Here is a 22,470-nt window from a genome sequence, read left to right as displayed (position 1 = left end):
CTTTTAGTAGATTCTCGAATTCCCCAAACCCGCCGTTTGCTCGGCGGGTTTTTGTTATGCGGTGACGCATTTCAACTTGTTTTCATCCGCTTCCAATTGTTAGCAAGTTCTGCAGACAGCTCCGAGGACTTCATGGCGCGCCCTTTCCCTCCTGTGCAGACAATATCGACCGGGCTTGTGGTGGCGGTCGTAGGGTTCTTCAGCTCATTCCCGATTGTGCTGCAGGGCCTTGTTTCAATGGGTGCTTCAGAAGCTGAGGCCGCCTCCGGTTTGATGATGGCAGCAGTGGCAATGGGTGTGACGGCGATCGTGGTCAGCCTTTGGTACAGGCAACCAATTAGCGTGGCATGGTCGACACCCGGCGCCGCTTTGCTGGCGGTTTCGGCGACCCCTTTGGCCGGGTTTTCCGATGCGGTCGGGGCTTTTCTCTGTGCCGGTGCCCTTACGGTTATTGCCGGAATGTGGCGTCCGCTTGGGCGTCTTGCAGCCGCCATTCCCACAACACTTGCGCAGGCGATGTTGGGCGGAGTTCTGCTCCCCTTGTGCATCATTCCCTTCAGGGCGGCGGTTGAGCTGCCCTGGCAAGCGCTGCCCGTTATCCTGACCTGGTTCATTGCTGGACGGATCAATCGATTGATCGCGGTTCCCGCTGCGGTGATCGCTGCTGCAATTGTTGTCGTTGTGAACTCTGGTGACGGCTCGGTCCGACCCGAGCACCTGGTCGCTGCCCCCGTCTGGACCATGCCGACCTTTTCGATCGCATCGGCAATCGGGATCGGTATCCCCCTTTTCATCGTCACCATGGCCACGCAAAATATCCCAGGTATCGCCGTGATGCGCAGTTTTGGATATGTACCGAGTGCCGGCAGGCTGTTCTCGGCTGTCGGAGGCGCAAGTATCCTGTCTTCTGCTTTTGGCGCGCCGGCTACATGTCTTGCTGCAATTACCGCCGCAATGTGCTCGAATGAAGATAGCCACCCGGATCCAAACCAGCGTTACTGGTCAGCGGTCATGGCTGGTCTGTTTTACTGCGTCTTTGGCGTTTTTGCCGTGGCGATCACCGGGTTCGCGGCCCACGCGGATCCATTGCTCATGGGCACCCTGACCGGCATCGCCCTGATTGGCGTATTGGCAAACGCGACCTTTGCGGCCCTTGAGGTTCCTGCAGAACGTGAAGCTGCGATTCTGACATTCGCTATCACCGCGTCAGGTATTACCGTTTTTGGCCTGGGCGCTGCGGTCTGGGGGCTGGCGGCGGGCGGCATTGCTTATTTGGTTACTAAGCGAGCCAAATGACGACTTTCCCCGGCTGCGTTAGCCAAGTATTGTAAGCCTATGCTGGGATCGCTTGGAAAACTGGTGGAACGCCAGATAAAAAAGGCGCAGACCGAAGGTCAAATGGATGGCCTGGAAGGCGAAGGGCAGCCCTTGCCCGATCGTTCATCCGAAGTGCAAACCGATCCGGCCTTGGCGGCAGGCCACCGGATCATGGCGCAGGCCGGGGTTTTGCCGGAAGAGTTCAGTATCAAAAAAGAACTGGAAGTGGCTCGCAAAACCTATGCGTCCCAGACTGATCCTGATGATCGTAAGGCAACGATGCGGCTGATCGCCGAGCTTGAGATGCGCTACAATATGGCCCGCGATGCCCGGCGCGCATTTATGCGTTAGCTTCCGAGGGCAAATGCCCTGCTGGACACAGAAATCGAGTTGCCCGACGGATCCTTCACATTGGCGAAACAGTAGCTTTCGGCCTTATGGATAGGCCCAAATTTCAGACCGCGTTTTTCTGCTTGTCTGCAATACTCGACTACATCGGCGACATCGAATACGATTTTGACCGCTGATTGACCTTGGCGGGCGGCCTTGCCGGCCGGATGCAACAACAGACGCAACCCGTCCCCTTCAGGCACAAGCTCAACAATCCGGTCCCCTTCTAACTGGCGCGCCGTATAGCCAAAGTGCGCCCCATAGAAACGCACCATCTTGTCGATGTCCTTGGTGTAAAGGATCAAGCGGGTGACGGATGGCGAGGTCATTTGAACTCTGGCTTGCGACCTTGCAGGTTTGCTGCAATGACCTCCATCTGGTCCGGCTTGCCGATCAGTTCGACCTGCTCCGAAGACTCCTCTAGCAGCACCTCTTTTCGCGGTTTGGCATAGGCGACCTCGATTACGCGCTTGGCCGCCCGGATGGCCGATGGGCTTTGGCCCGCGATGTCCTCGGCCAAAGCCACTGCTTCGGTCAGCGGATCATCCGAAAGTTTGGTCACCAGCCCCCATTCAGCGGCCTGCGTCGCGCCAATAGGACGGGCTGTGTAGGTCAACAGGCGTAAGACGTCTGACCGGACCAGTTTTGGCAGCAGCACCATGCCGCCCATGTCGGGTATCAGGCCCCACTTCATCTCCATCACCGACAGTTTGGCCTCGGGGTGGGCGATACGAATGTCGGCACCCAACGCAAGTTGTAGCCCGCCGCCATAAGCGACCCCCTGGATCGCACAAATGACCGGAACGGGTACTCGCTGCCAAACCAAGGCAACTTCCTGCACCTCGTTGGCATCGTGGTGACTGCGTTCCATCAGCCATTCGGTCGGGTCCGTTTGGGCCATGCTGGCAAAGCTGGCCATGTCCAGCCCCGCACAAAAACTTTTGCCTTGGCCCGACAACACCACCGCGCGCGCGTCCGAGGCGGCGACCTCTTGCCCGGCAGAAATGATGGCTTTGATCATCGCATCATCCAGCGCGTTCATCTTGTCGCCGCGCGTTAGCGTAACGTGGGCAATGTGATTTTTGTATTCGACGGATACGCGTGACATCTCAGCCCTCTCAAATCAGGTTTGTGGTACCATGCCCCGATGGTCCGGACAGTTCTACCTCAACGTTAGGGCAGATTTGCCGCAGGCATGCGCCCAAACCAGGGTGAATCAAGCGTCATGACATAGAACTGATCCCCGGCGATCTTACCGCCCGTGGTAATGCCCAACCGGCCTTCGGGGTCTTGCAGGGTCTTCAGAATGTTCCCGTCAGCGTCGAAATGCACCATCATCCCACGATGGATCGGTGCCGGGCGAACCATCGGCCCCAGTCGCCAGATCACCTTTCGCAGGAAAGGGTATGGCATCAGCGCCTCGCTTGGCACGCGCGGGCTGGCAAATGCCATCCAATAGGTGCCATCGCCCTGCGCCTCAATATTGTCAGGGTAGCCCGGCAGGTTATCCATCAACACCTCTTGCTGTCCCGCTTTCGCGCCTGTCAGCCAGAGTTTGTGCACACGTGCACGCCCCGTTTCGGCGATTAGCAGAAAATCCTCATCCGGCGACAACGCAACGCCGTTCGTATAGACAAAACCTTCGGCCAGTTTGTCAGTCGTCCCGTCGGGAGAGTGTCGGGCAACATAACCTGTGTTCGATTGCTCCCAGATAGTGAGAACCGAGGTCGGTTTGGTTCCACCCATCGTTTCAGGGTCGAACCGGTCGGACGAGTTTGAGAAATAGATCGTCCCATCCTTTGCCACATCCAGTTGGTTGGCATAGACCACCGGCGCGCCGCCTATCTCGGCCACCACTGTCTCAAGCGTTCCCGGGCCAGTCCAACGCATAATTCCCCGGAAGCTGTCGGCAATGTAGAGTGCGCCGTCCGGTCCGGCCTTCAGGCCCAGTGGCCTGCCGCCAAGGTCGTCGATTTTGGCCGGAGCCTGGCCGTCTATCCGGTACAAGGCTCCGGACAAAGCGGTCGTGTAAACAGATCCGTCAGGCAGGATTGCGATGTCTTCGGGGCCTATCTCTCCTTCAGGCAGCGAGACCAATTCCAGTTTGTCCAACGCGTTGTTTTCGACAAAGTCACCAGTAAAACCCGGTGCTTCGGGCGGTGTCCATGCCACCGGTTGAACCGGAACCGGCCAGAAAACCAGATAGGCGAGACCTACGATCAACAGGCCCAAAACGATGCGCATGAACGCTCCTCCCTTTATTGTTACGCAAACAATGCGGAGCAGCACGCTGTAACGCAAGCTTGCCTGTCTTGTGACCTTGCGTTTATCTGCCCCCATGACAAAGCTGCGCTATACCCCACTTGCCCAATCCCTGCCCGCAACCGTACCATTTGTCGGCCCCGAAACGCAGGAACGCCAGCGCGGCGCGCCATTCCTGGCACGCCTTGGTGCAAATGAAAGCGTTTTTGGACCTTCCCCGCGGGCCATCGCGGCAATGGCTGAAACGGGGATATGGATGTATGGCGATCCGGAAAACCACGATCTGCGCGGCGCGTTGGCTGAACACCTAGGCGTTAGACCGGAAAACATTGTGGTTGGCGAAGGGATTGACGGGCTGTTGGGCTATCTGGTGCGGTTATTGGTCGGGCCCGGCGACGCGGTTGTCACGTCAGACGGGGCTTACCCGACCTTCAATTACCATGTGGCGGGTTTCGGCGGAGTGCTTCACAAAGTTCCGTACCAAGATGACCACGAAGATCCCGCTGCGCTGTTTGCAAAGGCGGGTGAAGTGGACGCCAAGCTGGTTTATCTGGCTAACCCCGACAACCCAATGGGAAGCTGGCATTCAGGCGCGGATATCGTGGCCGCGATGGACATACTTCCTGACGGTTGCCTGCTGGTGCTTGACGAAGCCTATGTGGAATGCGCGCCCGAAGGCACCGCCGCACCGGTGACGGCCGATGATCCGCGTATAATCCGAATGCGGACCTTTTCAAAGGCGTACGGCATGGCTGGCGCACGGGTTGGCTATGCCATCGGTGCGCCGGACCTGATTTCGGCTTTCAATAAAGTGCGCAACCATTTCGGCATGAACCGCGCTGCGCAAGCCGGTGCGCTGGCGGCCTTGAAGGATTCCGAGTGGCTGGAACACGTACAAACCAAGATTACCGAGGCACGGGACCGGATCGGTCAGATAGCCCGAGAAAAAGGGTTAGAGCCCCTGCCCTCGGCCACCAATTTCGTCGCTATTGATTGCGGAAAGGATGCTGCCTATGCCAAGGCGGTTCTGGACTCGCTGGTTGCGCAAGGCATCTTCGTTCGTATGCCCTTTGCTGCTCCCCAAAATCGCTGCATCCGCGTCAGCTGTGGTGACACGACCGATCTGGATGCCTTTGCCGAAGCCTTGCCAAAAGCGCTTGCAGAGGCGCGGCGTTAACCTTTCGAAGCAAGCACCGCAGCCGCAGCCTCCAGCGCACCTTTGCCGCGCGGGATGTCCAGCGCGGTCATAGCCGTTTCCACGCCGCCTAACATGGCCATGACCATCTGGCCGTTGATATGACCCATGTGACCAAGGCGAAAGCACCCGTCCCAGTCTTCCATCCCCAGGCCAATACCAAGGGTCAACCCAAGTTGGTTTTCGGAGAACTCACGCACCGGTGTCCCGCGTCCCTCGGTGAGCCGCAATGCGGTGACAGCGCGGCTGCGATGGTGACGTTCAGCGACATTCAGTTGCAGCGCGCCACCTTGCGCCCATATTTCACACGCTTCCCAGATCGCTGTGGCAAGACGCTCATGACGCGCCCAAACCTGTTCCATTCCCTCGGCATGGATCATGTCCAAAGCCGCACGCAATCCATAAAGGTGATGGGTTGGCGCCGTGCCGTTGAAATACTGATAGAACAGTTCTGGATTAGCCCGTGGCTGCCAATCCCAATACTGCGAAACACGCGGCATCGAAGCGCGCTTGGCCCGTGCTTTGTCGTTGAAGAAAACAAAACCCGTGCCAGCTGGTGTCATCAGCCCTTTCTGGCAGGCCGTTACCATGACATCGACACCCCAGGCGTCCATCTCGAACCGATCACAGCCCAACGAAGCAATGCAATCCGCCATCAGCAGCGCCGGGTGCCCCAGATCGTCCAACAAGGTGCGCAGCGCCGGAATGTCGTTCCGGATCGAGCTTGACGTGTCCACGTGAACTGCCAGAACAGCCTTGATCTGATACGCTACATCCGCGCGTAGAGCTTCAGCAATTTGGTTGAGATCCCATTCTGAGGATGTGCCAAAGTCAATCAGTTCGACCTTGGCGCCAATTCCCTCGGCCATCTCGGCCCAACCATAGGTGAACCGGCCAGATGCCGGTGCCAAAACGGTTTCACCTGGCGCGATGACGTTGGATAGCGCGGCCTCCCACGTTCCGTGACCGTTGGAGATATAGATGGCGACGCTATGCTCGGTCCGGGCCACGCGGCACAGATCGCGTGTCAACGCGGGCATCATCTCGATCAGCTCGCCCTCGTATATATTGGGCGATGGACGGTGCATGGCCTGTAATACCGCATCGGGGATAACCGAGGGCCCTGGAATCGCCAGATATTCGCGCCCTTGCGCCAGCGAAATGGAGTTTGTCATGGGATCAACCTGTATGAATTGACGCCCACCCTAGCGCAGCTTTGTGCGGCGTCAATCCATCAGCTTGGACGCCGCGCGTGCAAGACTTTCGATACCGGCCCAGTCCCCATCACTGACCATCTGTTTTGGCGCAACCCAGCTTCCGCCCGCGCAGACCACATTGGGTAAAGACAGGTAATCTTTCGCATTTTCGGGTGAAACGCCACCCGTCGGGCAGAATTTGATTTGCGGCAGCGGGGCGCCGATTGCTTTCAATGCCGGCGCACCACCCGAGGCCTCGGCCGGAAAGAATTTGAGCATGTCATAGCCATGTTCCAAAAGCCGCATCGCCTCGCTGGCAGTTGCGGCGCCGGGCAGCAAGGGCAGGCCCTCCGCCTCACAAGCCGCGATCAGCGCGTCAGTGGCACCGGGCGAGACACCAAACTGAGCGCCGGCTTCTTTGGCGGCGCGCACATCTTCCGGCGTGACCAAAGTGCCTGCGCCGACAACACCTCCCGGCACATCCGCCATTGCGCGGATCGCGTCCAGCGCGGCGGGGGTACGCAAGGTAACCTCAAGCGCGGGAAGGCCACCTGCGACAAGTGCCTCTGCCAGAGGGCGCGCCTTGGCGGCGACATCGACAACAAGGACCGGAACGATAGGCGCAAGAGCGCAGATTTCACGCGTACGGTGGGTTTTAGACATGGATCACGCTCCAAATATGCTGGCGCCGGCGTCTGCAGATCCGACGTTTTGGCGAAAGGCACCGAATAGGTCGCGCCCTACGCCATGTTGATTGGCCGACAGATCAGCGGTGGCAGGTGCACGGTCCAAGACCCCCTGGGTCAGGATCTCAAGCTCTCCCTTCACGGCATCAACACGCAGGATGTCGCCATCCTGCAGATATGCGATCGGCCCGCCGTCCAGCGCCTCTGGGCAGATATGGATCGCAGCGGGGACTTTCCCGGACGCGCCGGACATACGGCCGTCGGTTACAAGAGCCACCTTTTGGCCGCGACCCTGTAAAATCGACAGCATCGGCGTAAGCGAGTGAAGCTCTGGCATGCCATTGGCCTTTGGTCCCTGAAATCGAACAACCACGATGACGTCGCCTGTGAACTCTCCTGCCTTGAACGCAGCTTTCGCTTCGTCCTGATCATGGAACACGCGCACGGGCGCTTCAACGATCTGATGTTCCGGGGCAACAGCCGAGACTTTCATAACGCCGGTACCCAGATTACCCGTAAGGCGCGACAATCCGCCTGTGGGTTGAAACGGATCCTTTGCCGAGCGAACGATTTTTTCGTTCAGGCTATGACCTGCCCCGTCTTCCCAGACCAATTCACCGTCTTTCAGCTTGGGTTCTTTGGTGTAATTGTGCAGGCCCTGCCCAGCGACAGTTAGCGTGTCGGGATGCAGCAACCCGTCTTCCAACAAGGTGCCGATGCAATATCCGAGACCACCCGCCGCGTGGAAGTGGTTCACATCCGCCAGGCCGTTCGGGTAAACCCGAGCAACCAAAGGCACCACGGCGGAAATGTCGGAAAAATCCTGCCAATCCAGCACGATACCACCTGCGCGCGCCATAGCGATCAGATGGATCAGCAGGTTGGTCGAGCCGCCCGTGGCCATCAAACCCACAATACCGTTCACAAACGCCTGCTCATCCAAAACCTGATAGACCGGCGTGTAGTGATTGCCCAGCGCGCTCAGCGACAGGGCGCGGCGCGCCCCTTCCTCGGTCAGCGCGTCTCGCAGCGGCGTGTTGGGGTTGACGAAGCTCGACCCCGGCAGGTGCAGGCCCATGAACTCCATCAGCATCTGATTGGTGTTTGCAGTGCCATAAAAAGTACAGGTTCCAGGTCCGTGATAGGCAGCCATTTCGGCCTTCATCAATTCGTCGCGGCCCACTTCACCGGCAGCGAATTTCTGGCGAACCTTAGCTTTTTCATCATTGGGCAGACCGCTGGTCATCGGACCAGCTGGCAAGAAGACGGCGGGCAGATGTCCGAAGGCCTGTGCTCCGATGATCAGACCGGGAACGATCTTGTCACAGACGCCAAGGAAAACGGCCGCATCATATGTGTTGTGGCTCAGCGCCACTCCGGTCGCTAAGGCAATCACGTCGCGGGAGAACAGAGACAGCTCCATTCCAGCTTCGCCTTGGGTAACCCCGTCACACATGGCCGGCACGCCACCCGCGACCTGTGCGGTTCCGCCCGCTGCGCGGATCGCGTCGCGGATCAGATCGGGATAACGCTCAAACGGCTGATGGGCGGACAGCATATCATTATAGGCCGTCACAATACCCAAATTGCCGGCGGAACCGGTCGCCATCGACTGCTGATCCTCACCCGCGCCAGCATATGCGTGGGCTTGTCCGCTGCACGACAAATGCGCGCGCGCCGGCCCCTTGGATCGGGCATGTTCCATGCGTTCAATATGAGGGCCGCGCAGGTCGGCGCTGCGGTCGATGATACGTTGAGTGACGTCGGTGATGACAGGATGGACCATGATTACCCTCCGATCTGACGCCAGCGGCGCCCATCGCGATGCATCAGCATCAGTGCTTCTTCAGGGCCGGAACTGCCCTGATCATATTTCGCCGGGCGGTCGCCACGGTCTTCCCAACTTTGAATGATGGGATCAACCCAGGCCCAGGCCGCTTCGGCCTCGTCCCCGCGCATGAACAAGGTTTGGTCGCCGCGGATAACATCCATCACCAGACGCTCATATGCATCCGGCGATTTCGCCTCATCCCCCAGCGCCTCGGCAAAACTCATGTCCAGGGCAACATCTGACAGGCGGAACCCGCCCTGCCCCGGCTCTTTGATCGTTGTGCGCAAGGTAATGCCCTCGTCCGGTTGCAAGCGGATCACCAACACGTTGCCGTGCAGGGGCCCAACATTGGGAAAGATCGTATGCGGCGGATCTCGGAAGAACACTGCGATTTCCGATTCCCGCGCCCGTAGCCGTTTGCCTGTTCGCAGGTAAAATGGCACGCCTGCCCACCGCCAATTGCCAAGATGGACCTTGAGCGCGATATAGCTCTCGGTGCGGCTCGCGGGGTTCCCAACATGATCCAGATAACCGTCGTCGCCCTTGCTCGAGCGATACTGGCCACGTGCGATATCTGTGGATGCAACCGGCTCGAGCGCCTCGATCACCTTGACCTTTTCGTCACGCACCGCGTTTGGAGAAAACTTGGATGGAGGTTCCATCGCCGTCAGGCACAACAGCTGTACAAGGTGGTTTTGCACCATGTCCCGCATCGCGCCGGACTGATCATAGTAAGCGCCGCGCCCTTCAACGCCAACGGTCTCGGCGACAGTGATCTGAACGTGATCCACATGGGTCGCATTCCAGAGCGGTTCGAACAGGGAATTGGCAAAGCGCAGCGCCATCAGGTTCTGCACCGTTTCTTTTCCCAGATAGTGGTCGATCCGGTAAATTTGATGTTCTTCAAAGCAGGCCCGGAGCCCAGTGTTCAGAGCCTTGGCCGACGCCAGATCGTGGCCAAATGGTTTCTCAACCACGATACGACTTTCGGGCGTTGCCAAGCCATGATCGCTTAGCCGCTGCGCGATGCCCGAAAACAGGCTGGGGCCAACCGACAGGTAGAATGCGCGCACGACATCAGGACGCAGGGCCTTGGCAAGATCTGTCCAGCCAGATTCCCCCATTGCGTCAACGGGAACGTACTCAACATGGCTCAGAAACTGATCCAGAACATCTTTTTTGAACGCGGGTGCAAACTCTTTCATCGAGGCGCGTATCTGGTTGCGGAACCCTTCGCTGTCCATGTCGGACCGTGCCGTGCCGATGATCCGGGCGTCTTCTGGCATCTGGCCGACTTCGAAACGATGATAAAGCCCCGGCAATATCTTGCGCTGCGCCAGATCACCGGTCGCGCCGAATAACACCAGATCGAACGGGTGTACCGGAATTACGCGTGAAACCATCTAGGGGCTCCTTCAAATCTTGCTGGCATCACATTGGTGCAAAACTTGCAAAATCACGTGATACGGACGTTGTTACCGCTAACATTTGAGCCCTGAATAGGGAAGCGCGGCCGGAAAATCAACCCAGATTCCGCAGCCACTCCATTACCGCGGGTCGAACCGATTGTTCTCCGCGATGGCGGGCGTCGGCGATGATCTTGCGAAGAGATTGCAGGTCGGCGCGCAACAGCACGCTTTTGACCGGGCCAATAGACGCCGGTCGCATCGAAAGGGTTCGAATACCCATGGCGGCTAGACAAAGTGCCTCAACCGGTCGTCCGGCATCTTCTCCGCAGAAGCTGAGCGGCGTGTTCGAGATATTGCAGCGCTCAACAATCCGCTCGATGAAGCTGAGGAAACTGACATTCAGAGTGTCATAGCGTCGGCGTACCAGTTCGTTTTCGCGGTCCGCGGCAAAAAAGAACTGTTTAAGGTCATTGCCACCGATCGAGACAAAATCGACCTCGTCAAAGAACTTCTGCGGGGCAAAAGCAAGCGATGGTGTCTCAAGCATTGCGCCGACTTCGATCGATTGCGGCAGTACATGACCCAGACGCTTTTCGCGCTCGATGGTTTTGTTGACCTCCCACTTGGCCTCGCGGAATTCGTCAGCTTGCGCGACGAAGGGGAACATCAATGTCAGCGGGCGACCGTTTGCAGCGCGCATCAGGGCCTGCAACTGCATCCTCATAACGCCGCGCTTGTCCAAACCAACGCGGATAGCGCGCCAACCCAAGGCCGGGTTCGGCTCTTCGACGTGTTTCATATAGGGCAGAACTTTGTCCGACCCGATATCCAGCGTTCGGAACACCACGCGCTTATCGTCAGCGGCATCCATAACACGCTGATATTGTGTCACAAGCTCGGATCGCTTGGGCATCTGATTGCGGATCAGAAACTGAAGCTCGGTCCGAAACAGGCCGACACCTTCGGCGCCGGAATTGCCCAGAGACGGCAGGTCGGCCATCAGCCCCGCGTTCATGACCAGATTTATCCGCTCACCGTCGCGTGTCACGGTTGGGGTATCGCGGATCGAGGCATAACGCTCCTGGGCTTTGGCCTGCATAGCGATCTTGTCGCGGAAGGCGGTGACGACTGTGTCCTCAGGGCGCAGATGCACGATGCCCTGATCGCCATCGACCAAGATTTGGTCGCCATTTAGCGCCTCTGTCGTAATGTGTCCCACATGGACCACCAGCGGAATTGCCAAGGCACGGGCGACAATGGTTGCGTGGCTGCCGACAGACCCTTCCTCAAGCACGATCCCTTTTAGAGAGCGGCCATACTCCAAAAGGTCACCGGGTCCGATATTGCGGGCGATCAGGATCGGATCGGGTGGCAGGTCCGCCCCGTTGGTTGCGCCCTGACCGGTAAGGATTCGCAAAAGCCGGTTGCTGAGGTCATCCAGATCGGCCAGCCGTTCCCGAAGATAGGGGTCGGTGACCTGCCCCATACGGGCGCGGGCCTGCGATTGTTCCTTTTCCACGGCTGCTTCAGCGCTGAGGCCTAAGGCAATGTCCTCTTCCATCCGGCGCATCCAGCCTTTGGAATTGGCGAACATGCGATAGGCTTCCAGAACCTGAAGCTGCTCCTTGTCCCCGCCCTGCGAAATCTCAAGCATCTTATCGACGCCCACGCGCAACTCGTCGACAGCCTCGCTCAGACGTTCGCGTTCGCGATGAGGGTCTTCCGCGATCGGGTTGGTCACGACGACACGAGGTTCATGCAACCAGACGTGGCCTTCGGCAGATCCTTCTTGTGCCGGCCCGCCTTCGAATTGCACTGATTGCTGATGGCGGGGCGACAGGGCTGCGCCCTCGCCCACAAAAGCGCCAAGTTCGGTCATTTCGGCCAGAACCATGGCGACCACTTCCAGCGCATATACCTCGTCGGCAGAGTACAAACGCGCATCACGGGATTGCACGACCAGTACGCCCAGCTTTTCACCCAATCGCTGGATCGGCACCCCAATGAAAGACGAAAACCTCTCTTCTCCGGTTTCCGGCATGTACCGGAAGCCTTTGGTCGAAGGCGCGTCCGCGGTGTTCACGACTTTTCCGGATTGCGCGACACGACCCACAAGGCCTTCACCCAACCGCATACGCGTTTTGTGAACCGCCTCTGGCGACAGCCCTTCGGTCGCACAAAGCTCAAGCGTGTCGGAATCCCGGAACAGATAAATCGAGCACACCTCGGCCCGAATGCTGTCAGCAATCAGATGCGTGATCCGGTCAAGACGTTCCTGACCGGCGGCTTCGCTCGCCATTTCTTCGCGCAGCCGCCCCAGCAGCTTGCGGGATTCTGTTTCGGTGCCTTCCGCCATAGCCCACCCAATTTACGGAGTCAGGCGAAACCTTTGGCTGAAACGCTCAGGCTGCCTTGTCCAGTTCAAAGGCATCATGCAGTGCCTGAACAGCAAGTTCCATGTATTTCCTGTCGACAAGGACGGAAATTTTTATCTCAGAGGTTGTAATGACCTTGATGTTGATCCCCTCATCCGAGAGTACCTTGAACATCTTGGCCGCTACGCCCGATTGTGAACGCATGCCGATTCCCACGACCGACACCTTGCAGACATCCTGATCCGCAACCAGTTCGGCATAGTTCAGATCGCCCGCGTCCTTGATCGCCAGCAAGGCCTGTTCGGCGCGGGCCACCTGATCGGTAGGGCAGGAAAAGGTCATGTCCGTGCGCCCTTCGTCCGAGATGTTCTGCACGATCATATCCACATTCACGCCCGCATCGCTGAGCGCAGTAAAGATGATCGATGCGATGCCCGGGCGGTCAGCCACCGAGACAACTGTCATCTTGGCTTCGTCCCGGGAATAGGCCACACCGGCCACAACATTGGATTCCATGATATCCTCCTCATCGCAGACCAGCGTACCGGCCTCGTCGGATTGTTCCTCAAAGCTTGAAAGAACGCGCAGTTTTACCTTGTAGCGCATCGCCAGTTCGACAGAGCGTGTCTGCAGCACCTTGGCCCCCAGCGAAGCCAGTTCCAGCATTTCCTCGAACGAAATGCGGTCCAGCTTGCGGGCCTTTTCGCAGATGCGCGGATCGGTGGTATAGACGCCGTCAACATCCGTATAGATGTCACACCGCTCGGCACCGAAGGCAGCAGCAAATGCCACGGCGGTCGTGTCCGACCCACCCCGGCCAAGGGTCGTGATACGACCTTCAGGGCTGATGCCCTGGAAGCCTGCGACAACAGCAACTTTCATGCCCTCGCCAAATTTCTGGTTCAGGTTATCGGTCGGGATTTCCTCGATCCGGGCCTGGCTGTGGGCACTCGTGGTCATCAGCGGAACCTGCCAGCCCTGCCAACTGCGTGCCGGGACATCCATTTCCTGCAGCGTCAACGCCATCAGACCAGCCGTGATATTCTCACCTGAGGATACAACGGCATCATATTCACGCGCATCATAAAGCGGTGAAGTTTCGTCGACCCAACCCACAAGCTCGTTCGTCTTGCCTGACATGGCCGACACGATGACGATCACGTCATAGCCCTTCGCCACTTCGACGCCGATGCGCTTGGCTGCGCGGCGGATACGGTCAAGGTTGGCCACCGAAGTGCCGCCAAATTTCATCACGAGTAAGGGCATGGGGGCAAGTGTCTCCGCGCCTTGGATTTCTGATCCCGTGCGTCTTATGCGAGGGGGGCCGCAAGGGCAAGAGTTCAAAACCAGTCGGATGGCCGCACCTGATCGCTTTACAACCGACCAAGAGGCTGTCAGCCTGCAACTCGAATTTATTCCCAGAGGTTCTCCATGATCCGCGCTGCCGCAGCCCTCGTCCTTTTTTCCTCATCCGCCTTTGCACAGGTCTCAACGCTGGCTGCAACCGACGGCAAGAATGCACTGGGTACGGTGCCCTGTGCCAAAGGCGGAGCAGCGCTGAGCAGCTGCCACGCCGAGCTGCGTCACCATGACGACGGAACCACGACCCTTGCTGTCGGATTGGGCGGCGCCGAAGTACGTAGCATCTATTTCACCGATGGTGTACCGACCTCCAGCAGCTCACCTGCCCGGATCAGTCACGAAACACGGGGTGACCTGACAGTGGTCTTCATCGACCCTGATGAAGTTTACGAAATCCCCACGGCAGCACTGAAACGTCAATAATCGTGCGGCTGACCGTCCCAGGTTTCAAAACACCCGGTCGTGGCCAGTGACAGCGACTCAAAGCGGCAAAGCAGCCCATCTGTTGCCTGATCCACAGTGATCTCAGCCTGAGTACCGCCCATATCCGTCTGCACCCAACCCGGATGGTAGATGCCCACCGATATACCATCTGCACGCAGATCAGTCGCCAGATTCCGCCCCAAATTCAGGGCTGCCGCTTTGGACGCGCGATAGATATAGCTACCACCGGGCGCACGTGTGTGCGACGCCATCTGCGACGACAGGATCACAACTTTGCCTTGCGCTACCCGAAGATTGGGCAAAAGCGCCTGCACGGTCAAAAACACGCCTGTCACATTGGTCGCGAAACTCTGCGCCCACATGTCTGCCGGAAAGCCGTCGATGTCGTGGCCTTTGTCTAAGTACACTCCGGCATTGCAGATCAACAAATCAACCGGGCGACCAACAAGCCCCTCCGCCATATCAGCCTGCTGAGCCGGGTCTGTCACATCCAGCACAACCTGTGCACTGGTATCCCGTGCAGTTCCGGTTACGTCATGCCCTTGCGCGCGATATCGATCTGCCAAGGCTTGTCCAATTCCGCGATTGGCCCCGGTAATGACAATATGCATGGATCAGTTCGTTTTGCGGGTGGGCAGAAAAGGAAGCGGTGAAACCGGGACACCATCTTCGATCAGCGCTTTTGCCTCATCGGGCTTGGCCTCGCCATAGATTGCGCGTTCGGGCGCATCACCCAAGTGGATCTTGCGCGCCTCTTTGGCAAAGTCCTTTCCGACGTAGTCCGAGTTCTCCTCGACCTTGCGGCGCAGATCGGCCAGAACCTTCTCGATATCTGGTGACGGGGACGCGGTGTCGATTGAGTTGTCCCTTTGCTCAGGCGTTTGCGCATTGCGCGCAGGACGAACCCGAGGTGTCATGATGGCCTTTTCAACATTCGCATCACCACACACCACGCAGGTCACCATGCCAGCGGATGCGAGTTTGTCGTAAGCGGCGGCCGATTGAAACCAACTGTCAAAAGTATGGTCGCGGCTGCATTTCAGCGAATATTGTATCATCGTCCGTCCATTATCCGGTAGCCAAATAGATACCGACAGACATGGCAAGATCAAGCCCTTCGAATGGCGAGTCAGTGTAGAATTGGGTCAAGTTTGTGTAACAATTGGCACAGTTCTGGTGATTTGACCCGGGAGGCTGCTTTTCCGGGCGAAAGCCATTTTCGCTTTCGTTGGGCCCGTTCGGGGAATTCTGATGCAATAGACGTAACACAGAGCGGAAAGACATCCACCAAACATACTACGGGGCCTCTGCTGGCGCGGGTTTTGACGTATGTGAAACGCCCAATTGGCTGGATTGCGCACTTCCCTTTCACGCCGGCCTCTTCCCATGCCTCTCTGCCAGCGGTCTGCGATGAAGAAATGCCGTTTATCAGCCACCCTTTTGGTATGATCCATCGCTTGGACTTACGCGTTGTAATCAGCAATACCTTGAGCCGCCCGTGTTTAATGCGATAGCACAAGGCCGCTGATTGATGCTTTAGCTGCAGGCTCTGAACGTTTCCCTGCAGATACGATGATCGCTTTGAATCGATCACGCCGCGCTGCCTTTCCAACTGCTCTCACACTCGTTCACCGACCATTGAGTTTTTCGTATATTTAGCGGTCGGATAAACCGCGGATACCATATAGCGCGGCCTTTTTAAAGCCATCAGACAGGAATCAAAGGCGCGACGCCAGTTTCCGAACAAGATCTTCGTGCGGGATGTCGGCATCAATCGCCAGTCGCCGCAGACCAAAATGGACCCGAGCCACCTGCTGATAGTAACGGGTGTAGACGTAGTTCGTACCACCCCCCGCGATTGCCCCCAGGACCGGGACCGATTGTGCCGCCAGCTTTTGGCCCAGCACAATGGACAGGCGTGGTGCAACCGCCGCAATCAGCTTTTGCATTGCAGGGCCGGTCAATGTCAGGCGAACTGAGAAAAAGCCGAGATCGGCACCATCGTCAAATGACAACGGTCCGGCCGCACTCAGAACTCGAACGCAGTCAAACTTGACGCCTTCTTCCGATGGATCGAACCCTTCGCGGAACGCAGCCCCCTGAATTGCGCGCAATAACATGGCGGTCGTAGCTGGCAATTCCATCAGTGCAGTTGACACGCCACCCATACCACCGGCAGCCCCCATCGCTGTTGCGACAGCAGTGTTGACCCAGGGCTTTTGATCAGGAACGGCCCGTCGCGACCCCTCGGCTGCGTGCATCGCAAGCCAAAGCGCCTGTTCTGTGGCCCCAGTCAGGCCCTGCCTCACAGATGCCGGAAGTTGGTCTAATAACGATTCTGCGGACCCGCCCAAACTGTTCAATAGTTTGACGCCCGGTCCCCCGGCAGATCCGTAGTGCCTGGCTAACCGATCCAATTCGGCTTCGGTATCCAGTTTTTCGACAAGAAGCACGTCCTGCATGAAAACCCTCCTGCCGTTAAACATCGGGGTTGAATGCCGGTGTTTCAATAGTTCAGCGCATCCAGCGGGTCACCACGCCGCTTACGCCTGCCCATTCACCTGGGCTCAATTCCACGCCCAATACACGGTCGGGGTTTGTTGGCGGGGGCATTTCTACGCCGGAAAGCCGGGTGAACCCAAAACGAGCATAGTACGGCGCATCGCCCACCAGCATCGCCCTTTGCCAGCCTATTTCGCGACCTGCCTCAAGCCCCTGGTGGATCAGAAAACCGCCCAGACCTTCACCCTGATGGGTTGGGTGTACCGCCACTGGGCCAAGCAACAATGCGTCATGATCGCCTACATGCACAGGCCAGAACCGAATCGCACCGGCCAGAATGCCCTGTCCGTCGCGTGCAACAAGTGACAGGCCTGAAACCGGCGGTACGTCGTCGCGCAAACGATAGGAGGACAGCGCCTCGCGCCCGGGCGCAAAGCACAGGTCATAAAGGGCCTCGACCTCCCACCAATCATCCGGCTCTTCCGGCCTGATCACGAACTGCTGCACCCTGCCCTCTTTTCCTTGCTGGCAATCGCCCTAGCACTTCGGTACGCCTTGGGCAAACGCTTGGAGATCATATGTTCTATCGCCCCGAAGACGGCCATGGCCTGCCGCACAATCCATTCAACGCCATTATCACGCCGCGGCCCATCGGCTGGATTTCCACACGCGACCAAGATGGCATCAACAATCTGGCACCCTACTCGTTTTTTAATGGGGTCGCCTACACGCCGCCGCAAGTCATGTTTGCTTCGACAGGAACCAAACACGACCAAGACGGCACGAAAGACAGTCTCGCCAATATCGAGGCCACGGGCGTATTCTGCGTCAATGTTGTGGCCCATGCGCATCGAGATGCGATGAATGCCAGCTCGGCTGGCCTACCAAAAGACGTTGATGAGTTTGGCCATGCCGGGCTGTCACCGGTGGAATGCGAAACCATCTCTTGCGCCCGTATCGAAGGGGCGCCAGCTGCGCTGGAATGCAAGCTGACGCAGATCGTAACCCTGCCGGGCGAAGCTAACCGAGTGGTGTTTGGCGAGGTGACTGGTGTTCATTTGCATGACGATCATATCCGCGATGGGAAGTTTGACGTTACTTCCTTTAATCCGCTGGCACGTCTTGGGTACCGTGATTATTCGGTAGTTACCGATCTGTTCAGCCTTTCAAGACCGGATGACTGATGCCACTGCCTGACCCTTCGCGCAGATACCCGATCACGCTCCCTGATGGTTCCGAACACCAGGGAACGGTTTTCCTGTCTCAGGCGATCGATCACCCCCGGTTTCAGGCCGGGGCGTTCAGCTATGCGTCAGATTTCGAAGCACCCGAAGACTGGGCTTCACGGTTGGCCCCCTATCTTTTTCCATTCTCACGAGAAAGACTGGTGCTAGGAAAGTTCTGTCAGATCGCCCATGGGGTTCGCTTCATCACGTCCTCCGCCAATCACGCGATGGACGGGCTGACTTGCTTTCCATTTCCGATTTTTGACACAGAACAGATGACGGAGTTTCAGCCGGATACGCGCGATACAGTCATCGGTCATGATGTCTGGATCGGATATGGCGCGATGATCCTGCCGGGTGCCCGGATCGGGAACGGAGCCATCATCGGCGCAGGCTCGGTCGTGCGCGGAGATATTCCGGCTTATGCCGTTGTCACCGGCAATCCAGCAGAAGTTCGGCGTCTTAGGTTTACCCCCGAAGTGATTGAAAGTTTGCAGGCTTTGTCCTGGTGGGATTGGCCCGCCGAAGCCGTGGCCGATGCTGAAGACGCCTTGCTGTCTGGTGATATCGAAATGCTGGAACGCATTGCCAGGAAGTAAAAAGGCGACCAATTTGGCCGCCCTTTTTCGTGTCAGTGTCCACCCAGAATGCCGGTGCGGACCGAATAATCCACCGCCAGTTCGTAATCCGGGTCGTCATCGCTGTCGACCATCAGGTGACCAGCCTTGTTCAGCAGCTTGTGACAATCGCGGCTGAGGTGACGTAGCATGACACGCTTGCCTGCGGCCTCGTACTTGGCGGCGATATTCTCGATAGCCTGAAGCGCGGACTGGTCCACGACGCGGCTTTCAGCGAAGTCGACGATAACGGTGTCGGGGTCATTCGGCACGTCGAAGAGTTCGATGAAGCCGTCGGATGAACCAAAGAACAACGGCCCCTGAATCTCATAGACCTTTGCGCCCTGTTCCGTTTCCGAGTCCCGTGTGACCGCATGGATACGTTTGGCGTTGTTCCAAGCATAGGCCAGTGCCGACACGATCACGCCAACAACGACGGCAACTGCAAGGTCCTCCATCACCGTTACAACTGTCACGAGAACAATGACGAAAGCATCCATCAGAGGAACTTTGCGCATGATCTTGAACGAATTCCACGCGAAAGTGCCGATGACCACCATAAACATTACACCAACTAGCGCAGCCAGTGGGATCTGCTCGATCAACGGCGAGGCAAACAGGATAAAGATCAGCAGGAACAGCGCCGCCGCGATGCCTGCGATACGGGTACGTCCACCGGACTTCACGTTGATCATCGACTGACCGATCATGGCGCAGCCGCCCATGCCCCCAAAGAAACCAGTGGCCACGTTGGAAACACCCTGCGCGATACACTCCTGCGAGGCACCTCCGCGTTTGCCGGTGATCTCACCAACAAGGTTCAGGGTCAAAAGGGATTCGATCAAACCAATGGCGGCCAGAATGACGGCGTAAGGCAGAATGATCTCAAAGGTTTGCCAGTTCAGCGGCACCATCGGGATGTGGAATTGAGGCAGACCACCCTCGATCGAGGCCAGATCGCCAACGCGCGGCACGTCCAGTCCAAAACCAATCACCAGCGCGGCCACTACGACGATACCGGCCAGCGGCGCGGGAACGATGCGGGTTATGCGCGGCATGATCCAGATCACCGCCATTGTCAGGGCGACCAAACCCAACATTGTATAAAGCTGCAGGCCGGAAAGCCATTCACCGCCCCCGACACCGTGGCCGGTATTTTCCATGGTACCGGGAACCTTGAACTGACCCATCTGAGCCAGAAAGATCACGATGGCCAGACCATTTACAAAGCCCAGCATCACCGGATGTGGCACCAATCGGATGAACCGACCCCAGTGCATTGCGCCGGCAATAACCTGCAGTACGCCCATCAAAACCACAGTGGCGAACAGGTATTCCACCCCGTGTTCAGCCACCAACGCCACCATGACAACGGCCAGCGCACCTGTTGCGCCCGAAATCATGCCCGGACGACCGCCGATGAGCGCGGTGATCAAACCCACCATGAACGCAGCATAAAGCCCGACCAATGGGTGCACACCTGCGACAAAGGCAAAAGCCACCGCCTCGGGGACCAGGGCCAGCGCCACGGTCAATCCGGACAACAGTTCAATGCGCAGGCGCGAGACCGTCAGCCCCTCGTCCGGCATCCAGCGGAGATCGGGTTTGGCTATACGATTGGCAAAGCTTGCCAGCATGGCTCGAGGCATAGAACGTCCTGTGGGTTTGTTTGTTCGCGCGAAAGGGGCCTTTTACCTGTCATGTCCAGTCTTAGATACTGCACCCAGCGGGACCCTGATATGCGCAGGACGCATAGCTTACAGACACCATACACAAACCCTTGAAGCCACTTGCCAAACCAGCGGTCGCCAAGCAGAACTCTTTCACCAGTTTTTCACGGAGAGCAGCCATGACTCAGACCAAAATCGCAATCATCGGTGGATCAGGTATTTACGATATCGATGGTTTGGAAAATGCGGAATGGGTCACCGTTGTGACGCCGTGGGGCGATCCCTCGGACCAGATCCTGACCGGATCGTTGAATGGCGTGGGCATGGCATTTCTGCCCCGCCATGGGCGCGGTCACGTACATTCCCCGACCGAGGTGCCTTATCGTGCCAATATCGATGCTTTGAAACGGCTTGGTGTGACAGACGTGATCTCTGTCTCGGCCTGTGGTTCGTTCCGCGAGCATATGGCGCCGGGGGATTTCGTAATCGTCGATCAGTTCATTGACCGGACTTTTGCGCGGGACAAAAGCTTTTTCGGCACCGGATGCGTGGCCCATGTCAGCGTCGCGCACCCCACTTGTCCGCGATTGTCGGACGCATGTGAGACTGCCGGAAAGACTGCCGGGATCACGATCCATCGCGGGGGCACTTATCTGGCAATGGAGGGGCCACAATTCTCAACACTGGCGGAATCCAAGATGTATCGCGAACACTGGGGCTGCGACGTGATCGGCATGACCAACATGCCCGAGGCAAAACTCGCGCGCGAAGCCGAGCTTTGCTATGCCTCCATCGCCATGGTCACCGATTACGACAGCTGGCACCCGGACCACGGCGAAGTAGACGTCACCGCCATCATCGCCACGCTGACGGGAAATGCCGAGAAGGGCCGCGCGCTGGTCAAAAATCTACCCGAACTGCTGGGTACTGAACGCGCACCCTGCCCCCATGGCTGCGACCGGGCGCTGGAGTTCGCCATCCTGACTGCGCCGGAAAAGCGTGATCCTACCTTGTTGGCCAAACTGGATGCCGTTGCGGGCCGCGTTCTCTGACCCGCCCCCTCAGTTTGCAGGCAGAGATTGTTGGACCTGATCCCACAGACCATGTGACCAGAGGTCGTTGTGGGTGCCATCCTCGATGACATGGATTTGCGCGGTATCCCCAGCCATCACAGCCAGGGCTTCTGCATGATGCAGCGGAACCGTTTCATCATCGGTTCCGTGAAAGATCAGGGTCGGAACGGTGACGTTCTCGATCAAATCACGGGTCGCGAACTGATCCCGCATCAAAGCATGCACAGGAAGCAATGGGTATCTTTCCGCCGCAACGTCCACAGTCGCCGTAAAGGGCGCCTCCAGCACCAGGAGTTGCGCATTCGGGCGCTGTTCCGCAACCGCCGCGGCAACGCCCGTTCCAAGGCTTTGGCCAAGCAACACAACCTGAGTTCCCTGGCGATCCAACTGGTCATACATCTGGATGCCATCGGAAATCAGCGCCATCTCAGACGGTTCGCCTTCACTGCCCGGGTAGCCGCGATAGCTGGGGGCCAACAGGCCAAATCCACTGTTGAGGATCTCTCTCATCCGGTCGGCCCGATCTCCCAGATTGCCGGTTTGGCCGTGAAAGAACAAAACCGTCGGCGCACCATCGGTCGCAGGCGGGGCGGACCACGCTGTCAACGTGACACCATCGGACATCGTTAGGGAAACAGGATCAACATCGGCCAACCCCACGGAATTGGGCGCGGGCAATTCGCCCTCGGGTTTGAACAAAAGCGATTGCTGGTTCACATACATGTACCCCACGATGCCCGCGTAGATTACTGCAAGGACCGGCACCAAAAGGATCAGCACGCCCTTTACACGAGCAAGCCGCGAGTGGTTGGTTTCAGGTGCGCTGGTTTGATCTGCTTGAATCATCAGTCTCTCCGAAGCATTGGCTCCGTTCCAACGTTGGTGGCCCAAGAACTTGTTTCAAGCAGAACGGCG

23 protein-coding genes are annotated in these 22,470 nt (G+C 58.0%); 7 read left to right on the top strand and 16 right to left on the bottom strand.

From position 1 onward, the window contains the following. Positions 1-132 precede the first annotated feature (132 nt). Together ACR0AK_RS03730 and ACR0AK_RS03725 are read left to right on the top strand one after the other, a co-directional pair. Positions 133-1,296, top strand: a complete 1,164-nt coding sequence (locus ACR0AK_RS03730) for a benzoate/H(+) symporter BenE family transporter (RefSeq protein ID WP_480792413.1) — start codon at positions 133-135, stop codon at positions 1,294-1,296. Between the two features lie 39 nt (positions 1,297-1,335). Next, positions 1,336-1,668, top strand: a complete 333-nt coding sequence (locus tag ACR0AK_RS03725; RefSeq protein ID WP_480792412.1) for a DnaJ family domain-containing protein — start codon at positions 1,336-1,338, stop codon at positions 1,666-1,668. Here the strand turns inward: ACR0AK_RS03725 and ACR0AK_RS03720 are convergent. The 3 genes from ACR0AK_RS03720 to ACR0AK_RS03710 all read right to left on the bottom strand — a co-directional run bounded on the left by ACR0AK_RS03720 (position 1,665) and on the right by ACR0AK_RS03710 (position 3,951). Continuing rightward, positions 1,665-2,036, bottom strand: coding sequence for a VOC family protein (locus tag ACR0AK_RS03720; protein WP_480792411.1), 372 nt, complete (start codon positions 2,034-2,036; stop codon positions 1,665-1,667). The genes ACR0AK_RS03725 and ACR0AK_RS03720 overlap by 4 nt on opposite strands. After that, positions 2,033-2,815, bottom strand: a complete 783-nt coding sequence (locus ACR0AK_RS03715; RefSeq protein WP_480792410.1) for a crotonase/enoyl-CoA hydratase family protein — start codon at positions 2,813-2,815, stop codon at positions 2,033-2,035. Before ACR0AK_RS03715 ends, ACR0AK_RS03720 begins: the two co-directional genes overlap by 4 nt. 65 nt (positions 2,816-2,880) lie before the next feature. Continuing rightward, a complete protein-coding gene (locus ACR0AK_RS03710) occupies positions 2,881-3,951 on the bottom strand; it encodes an SMP-30/gluconolactonase/LRE family protein (RefSeq protein ID WP_480792409.1) in 1,071 nt (356 codons plus the stop codon). A gap of 94 nt (positions 3,952-4,045) precedes the next feature. Between ACR0AK_RS03710 and ACR0AK_RS03705 the strand changes: the two genes are divergently transcribed. Next, positions 4,046-5,146: a pyridoxal phosphate-dependent aminotransferase gene (locus ACR0AK_RS03705; protein ID WP_480792408.1), complete on the top strand. Its 1,101-nt coding sequence runs from the start codon at positions 4,046-4,048 to the stop codon at positions 5,144-5,146. On the opposite strand, the gene ACR0AK_RS03700 is transcribed toward ACR0AK_RS03705, so the two are convergent. The 6 genes from ACR0AK_RS03700 to ACR0AK_RS03675 all read right to left on the bottom strand — a co-directional run bounded on the left by ACR0AK_RS03700 (position 5,143) and on the right by ACR0AK_RS03675 (position 13,927). Beyond that, entirely contained in the window at positions 5,143-6,339 is a 1,197-nt protein-coding gene (locus ACR0AK_RS03700) for a pyridoxal-phosphate-dependent aminotransferase family protein (protein ID WP_480792407.1), read from the bottom strand. The two genes, ACR0AK_RS03705 and ACR0AK_RS03700, sit on opposite strands and share 4 nt — an antisense overlap. 51 nt (positions 6,340-6,390) lie before the next feature. Beyond that, positions 6,391-7,023: a bifunctional 4-hydroxy-2-oxoglutarate aldolase/2-dehydro-3-deoxy-phosphogluconate aldolase gene (locus ACR0AK_RS03695; RefSeq protein ID WP_480792406.1), complete on the bottom strand. Its 633-nt coding sequence runs from the start codon at positions 7,021-7,023 to the stop codon at positions 6,391-6,393. 3 nt (positions 7,024-7,026) lie between these two features. Continuing rightward, on the bottom strand, positions 7,027-8,832 hold the full coding sequence (gene edd / locus ACR0AK_RS03690; protein ID WP_480792405.1) for a phosphogluconate dehydratase: 1,806 nt from the start codon (positions 8,830-8,832) through the stop codon (positions 7,027-7,029). Between the two features lie 2 nt (positions 8,833-8,834). Further along, positions 8,835-10,280 carry a glucose-6-phosphate dehydrogenase gene (gene zwf, locus ACR0AK_RS03685; protein WP_170560989.1) on the bottom strand — a complete coding sequence of 482 codons (1,446 nt, stop codon included), beginning with the start codon at positions 10,278-10,280 and terminating at the stop codon, positions 8,835-8,837. 118 nt (positions 10,281-10,398) lie between these two features. Continuing rightward, positions 10,399-12,642: a phosphoenolpyruvate--protein phosphotransferase gene (gene ptsP, locus ACR0AK_RS03680; protein WP_480792404.1), complete on the bottom strand. Its 2,244-nt coding sequence runs from the start codon at positions 12,640-12,642 to the stop codon at positions 10,399-10,401. A 46-nt stretch (positions 12,643-12,688) separates the two neighbouring features. Beyond that, positions 12,689-13,927, bottom strand: coding sequence for an aspartate kinase (locus tag ACR0AK_RS03675; protein ID WP_480792403.1), 1,239 nt, complete (start codon positions 13,925-13,927; stop codon positions 12,689-12,691). A 165-nt stretch (positions 13,928-14,092) separates the two neighbouring features. Between ACR0AK_RS03675 and ACR0AK_RS03670 the strand changes: the two genes are divergently transcribed. Then, positions 14,093-14,446 (top strand): hypothetical protein, encoded by a 354-nt coding sequence (locus ACR0AK_RS03670; RefSeq protein ID WP_480792402.1) that lies wholly within the window; start codon positions 14,093-14,095, stop codon positions 14,444-14,446. On the opposite strand, the gene ACR0AK_RS03665 is transcribed toward ACR0AK_RS03670, so the two are convergent. The 5 genes from ACR0AK_RS03665 to ACR0AK_RS03645 all read right to left on the bottom strand — a co-directional run bounded on the left by ACR0AK_RS03665 (position 14,440) and on the right by ACR0AK_RS03645 (position 17,476). After that, positions 14,440-15,078: an SDR family NAD(P)-dependent oxidoreductase gene (locus tag ACR0AK_RS03665; protein WP_480792401.1), complete on the bottom strand. Its 639-nt coding sequence runs from the start codon at positions 15,076-15,078 to the stop codon at positions 14,440-14,442. The two genes, ACR0AK_RS03670 and ACR0AK_RS03665, sit on opposite strands and share 7 nt — an antisense overlap. A 3-nt stretch (positions 15,079-15,081) precedes the next feature. After that, a complete protein-coding gene (locus ACR0AK_RS03660) occupies positions 15,082-15,525 on the bottom strand; it encodes a DUF1178 family protein (protein ID WP_480792400.1) in 444 nt (147 codons plus the stop codon). Between the two features lie 71 nt (positions 15,526-15,596). After that, positions 15,597-16,061 (bottom strand): NUDIX hydrolase, encoded by a 465-nt coding sequence (locus ACR0AK_RS03655; protein ID WP_480792399.1) that lies wholly within the window; start codon positions 16,059-16,061, stop codon positions 15,597-15,599. 124 nt (positions 16,062-16,185) lie between these two features. Then, on the bottom strand, positions 16,186-16,929 hold the full coding sequence (locus tag ACR0AK_RS03650) for an EcsC family protein (RefSeq protein ID WP_480792398.1): 744 nt from the start codon (positions 16,927-16,929) through the stop codon (positions 16,186-16,188). Positions 16,930-16,981: 52 nt separating this feature from the next. After that, positions 16,982-17,476 carry a GNAT family N-acetyltransferase gene (locus ACR0AK_RS03645; protein WP_480792397.1) on the bottom strand — a complete coding sequence of 165 codons (495 nt, stop codon included), beginning with the start codon at positions 17,474-17,476 and terminating at the stop codon, positions 16,982-16,984. 71 nt (positions 17,477-17,547) lie between these two features. Here ACR0AK_RS03645 and ACR0AK_RS03640 point away from each other — a divergent pair, with 71 nt between their 5' ends. After that, positions 17,548-18,153: a flavin reductase family protein gene (locus tag ACR0AK_RS03640; protein ID WP_170560997.1), complete on the top strand. Its 606-nt coding sequence runs from the start codon at positions 17,548-17,550 to the stop codon at positions 18,151-18,153. Beyond that, entirely contained in the window at positions 18,153-18,794 is a 642-nt protein-coding gene (locus tag ACR0AK_RS03635; RefSeq protein ID WP_480792396.1) for a CatB-related O-acetyltransferase, read from the top strand. The genes ACR0AK_RS03640 and ACR0AK_RS03635 overlap by 1 nt, the downstream gene beginning before the upstream one ends. Positions 18,795-18,826: 32 nt before the next feature. Here the strand turns inward: ACR0AK_RS03635 and ACR0AK_RS03630 are convergent, their stop codons facing one another. After that, the gene (locus tag ACR0AK_RS03630; protein ID WP_480792395.1) at positions 18,827-20,461 is read right to left on the bottom strand and encodes a SulP family inorganic anion transporter; all 1,635 of its coding nucleotides are present in this window, start codon (positions 20,459-20,461) and stop codon (positions 18,827-18,829) included. Positions 20,462-20,661: 200 nt separating this feature from the next. Here ACR0AK_RS03630 and ACR0AK_RS03625 point away from each other — a divergent pair, with 200 nt between their 5' ends. Then, entirely contained in the window at positions 20,662-21,534 is an 873-nt protein-coding gene (locus ACR0AK_RS03625) for an S-methyl-5'-thioadenosine phosphorylase (RefSeq protein ID WP_480792394.1), read from the top strand. Between the two features lie 9 nt (positions 21,535-21,543). Here the strand turns inward: ACR0AK_RS03625 and ACR0AK_RS03620 are convergent, their stop codons facing one another. Further along, a complete protein-coding gene (locus ACR0AK_RS03620; protein WP_170561001.1) occupies positions 21,544-22,401 on the bottom strand; it encodes an alpha/beta hydrolase in 858 nt (285 codons plus the stop codon). Positions 22,402-22,470 lie beyond the last annotated feature (69 nt).

The sequence above is a fragment of the Ruegeria sp. BI12 genome, assembly GCF_056537985.1.
The sequence above is the reverse complement of the archived record's forward strand: the minus strand, read 5'-3'. Positions and strand labels throughout refer to the sequence as shown.

Excerpts from the sequence above, each read along its gene's own strand:
- ACR0AK_RS03730 (WP_480792413.1), top strand. The coding sequence starts at position 133 with ATGGCGCGCCCTTTCCCTCCTGTGCAGACAATATCGACCGGGCTTGTG.
- ACR0AK_RS03725 (WP_480792412.1), top strand. The coding sequence starts at position 1,336 with ATGCTGGGATCGCTTGGAAAACTGGTGGAACGCCAGATAAAAAAGGCG.
- ACR0AK_RS03720 (WP_480792411.1), bottom strand. The coding sequence starts at position 2,036 with ATGACCTCGCCATCCGTCACCCGCTTGATCCTTTACACCAAGGACATC.
- ACR0AK_RS03715 (WP_480792410.1), bottom strand. The coding sequence starts at position 2,815 with ATGTCACGCGTATCCGTCGAATACAAAAATCACATTGCCCACGTTACG.
- ACR0AK_RS03710 (WP_480792409.1), bottom strand. The coding sequence starts at position 3,951 with ATGCGCATCGTTTTGGGCCTGTTGATCGTAGGTCTCGCCTATCTGGTT.
- ACR0AK_RS03705 (WP_480792408.1), top strand. The coding sequence starts at position 4,046 with ATGACAAAGCTGCGCTATACCCCACTTGCCCAATCCCTGCCCGCAACC.
- ACR0AK_RS03700 (WP_480792407.1), bottom strand. The coding sequence starts at position 6,339 with ATGACAAACTCCATTTCGCTGGCGCAAGGGCGCGAATATCTGGCGATT.
- ACR0AK_RS03695 (WP_480792406.1), bottom strand. The coding sequence starts at position 7,023 with ATGTCTAAAACCCACCGTACGCGTGAAATCTGCGCTCTTGCGCCTATC.
- edd (WP_480792405.1), bottom strand. The coding sequence starts at position 8,832 with ATGGTCCATCCTGTCATCACCGACGTCACTCAACGTATCATCGACCGC.
- zwf (WP_170560989.1), bottom strand. The coding sequence starts at position 10,280 with ATGGTTTCACGCGTAATTCCGGTACACCCGTTCGATCTGGTGTTATTC.
- ptsP (WP_480792404.1), bottom strand. The coding sequence starts at position 12,642 with ATGGCGGAAGGCACCGAAACAGAATCCCGCAAGCTGCTGGGGCGGCTG.
- ACR0AK_RS03675 (WP_480792403.1), bottom strand. The coding sequence starts at position 13,927 with ATGCCCTTACTCGTGATGAAATTTGGCGGCACTTCGGTGGCCAACCTT.
- ACR0AK_RS03670 (WP_480792402.1), top strand. The coding sequence starts at position 14,093 with ATGATCCGCGCTGCCGCAGCCCTCGTCCTTTTTTCCTCATCCGCCTTT.
- ACR0AK_RS03665 (WP_480792401.1), bottom strand. The coding sequence starts at position 15,078 with ATGCATATTGTCATTACCGGGGCCAATCGCGGAATTGGACAAGCCTTG.
- ACR0AK_RS03660 (WP_480792400.1), bottom strand. The coding sequence starts at position 15,525 with ATGATACAATATTCGCTGAAATGCAGCCGCGACCATACTTTTGACAGT.
- ACR0AK_RS03650 (WP_480792398.1), bottom strand. The coding sequence starts at position 16,929 with ATGCAGGACGTGCTTCTTGTCGAAAAACTGGATACCGAAGCCGAATTG.
- ACR0AK_RS03640 (WP_170560997.1), top strand. The coding sequence starts at position 17,548 with ATGTTCTATCGCCCCGAAGACGGCCATGGCCTGCCGCACAATCCATTC.
- ACR0AK_RS03635 (WP_480792396.1), top strand. The coding sequence starts at position 18,153 with ATGCCACTGCCTGACCCTTCGCGCAGATACCCGATCACGCTCCCTGAT.
- ACR0AK_RS03630 (WP_480792395.1), bottom strand. The coding sequence starts at position 20,461 with ATGCCTCGAGCCATGCTGGCAAGCTTTGCCAATCGTATAGCCAAACCC.
- ACR0AK_RS03625 (WP_480792394.1), top strand. The coding sequence starts at position 20,662 with ATGACTCAGACCAAAATCGCAATCATCGGTGGATCAGGTATTTACGAT.
- ACR0AK_RS03620 (WP_170561001.1), bottom strand. The coding sequence starts at position 22,401 with ATGATTCAAGCAGATCAAACCAGCGCACCTGAAACCAACCACTCGCGG.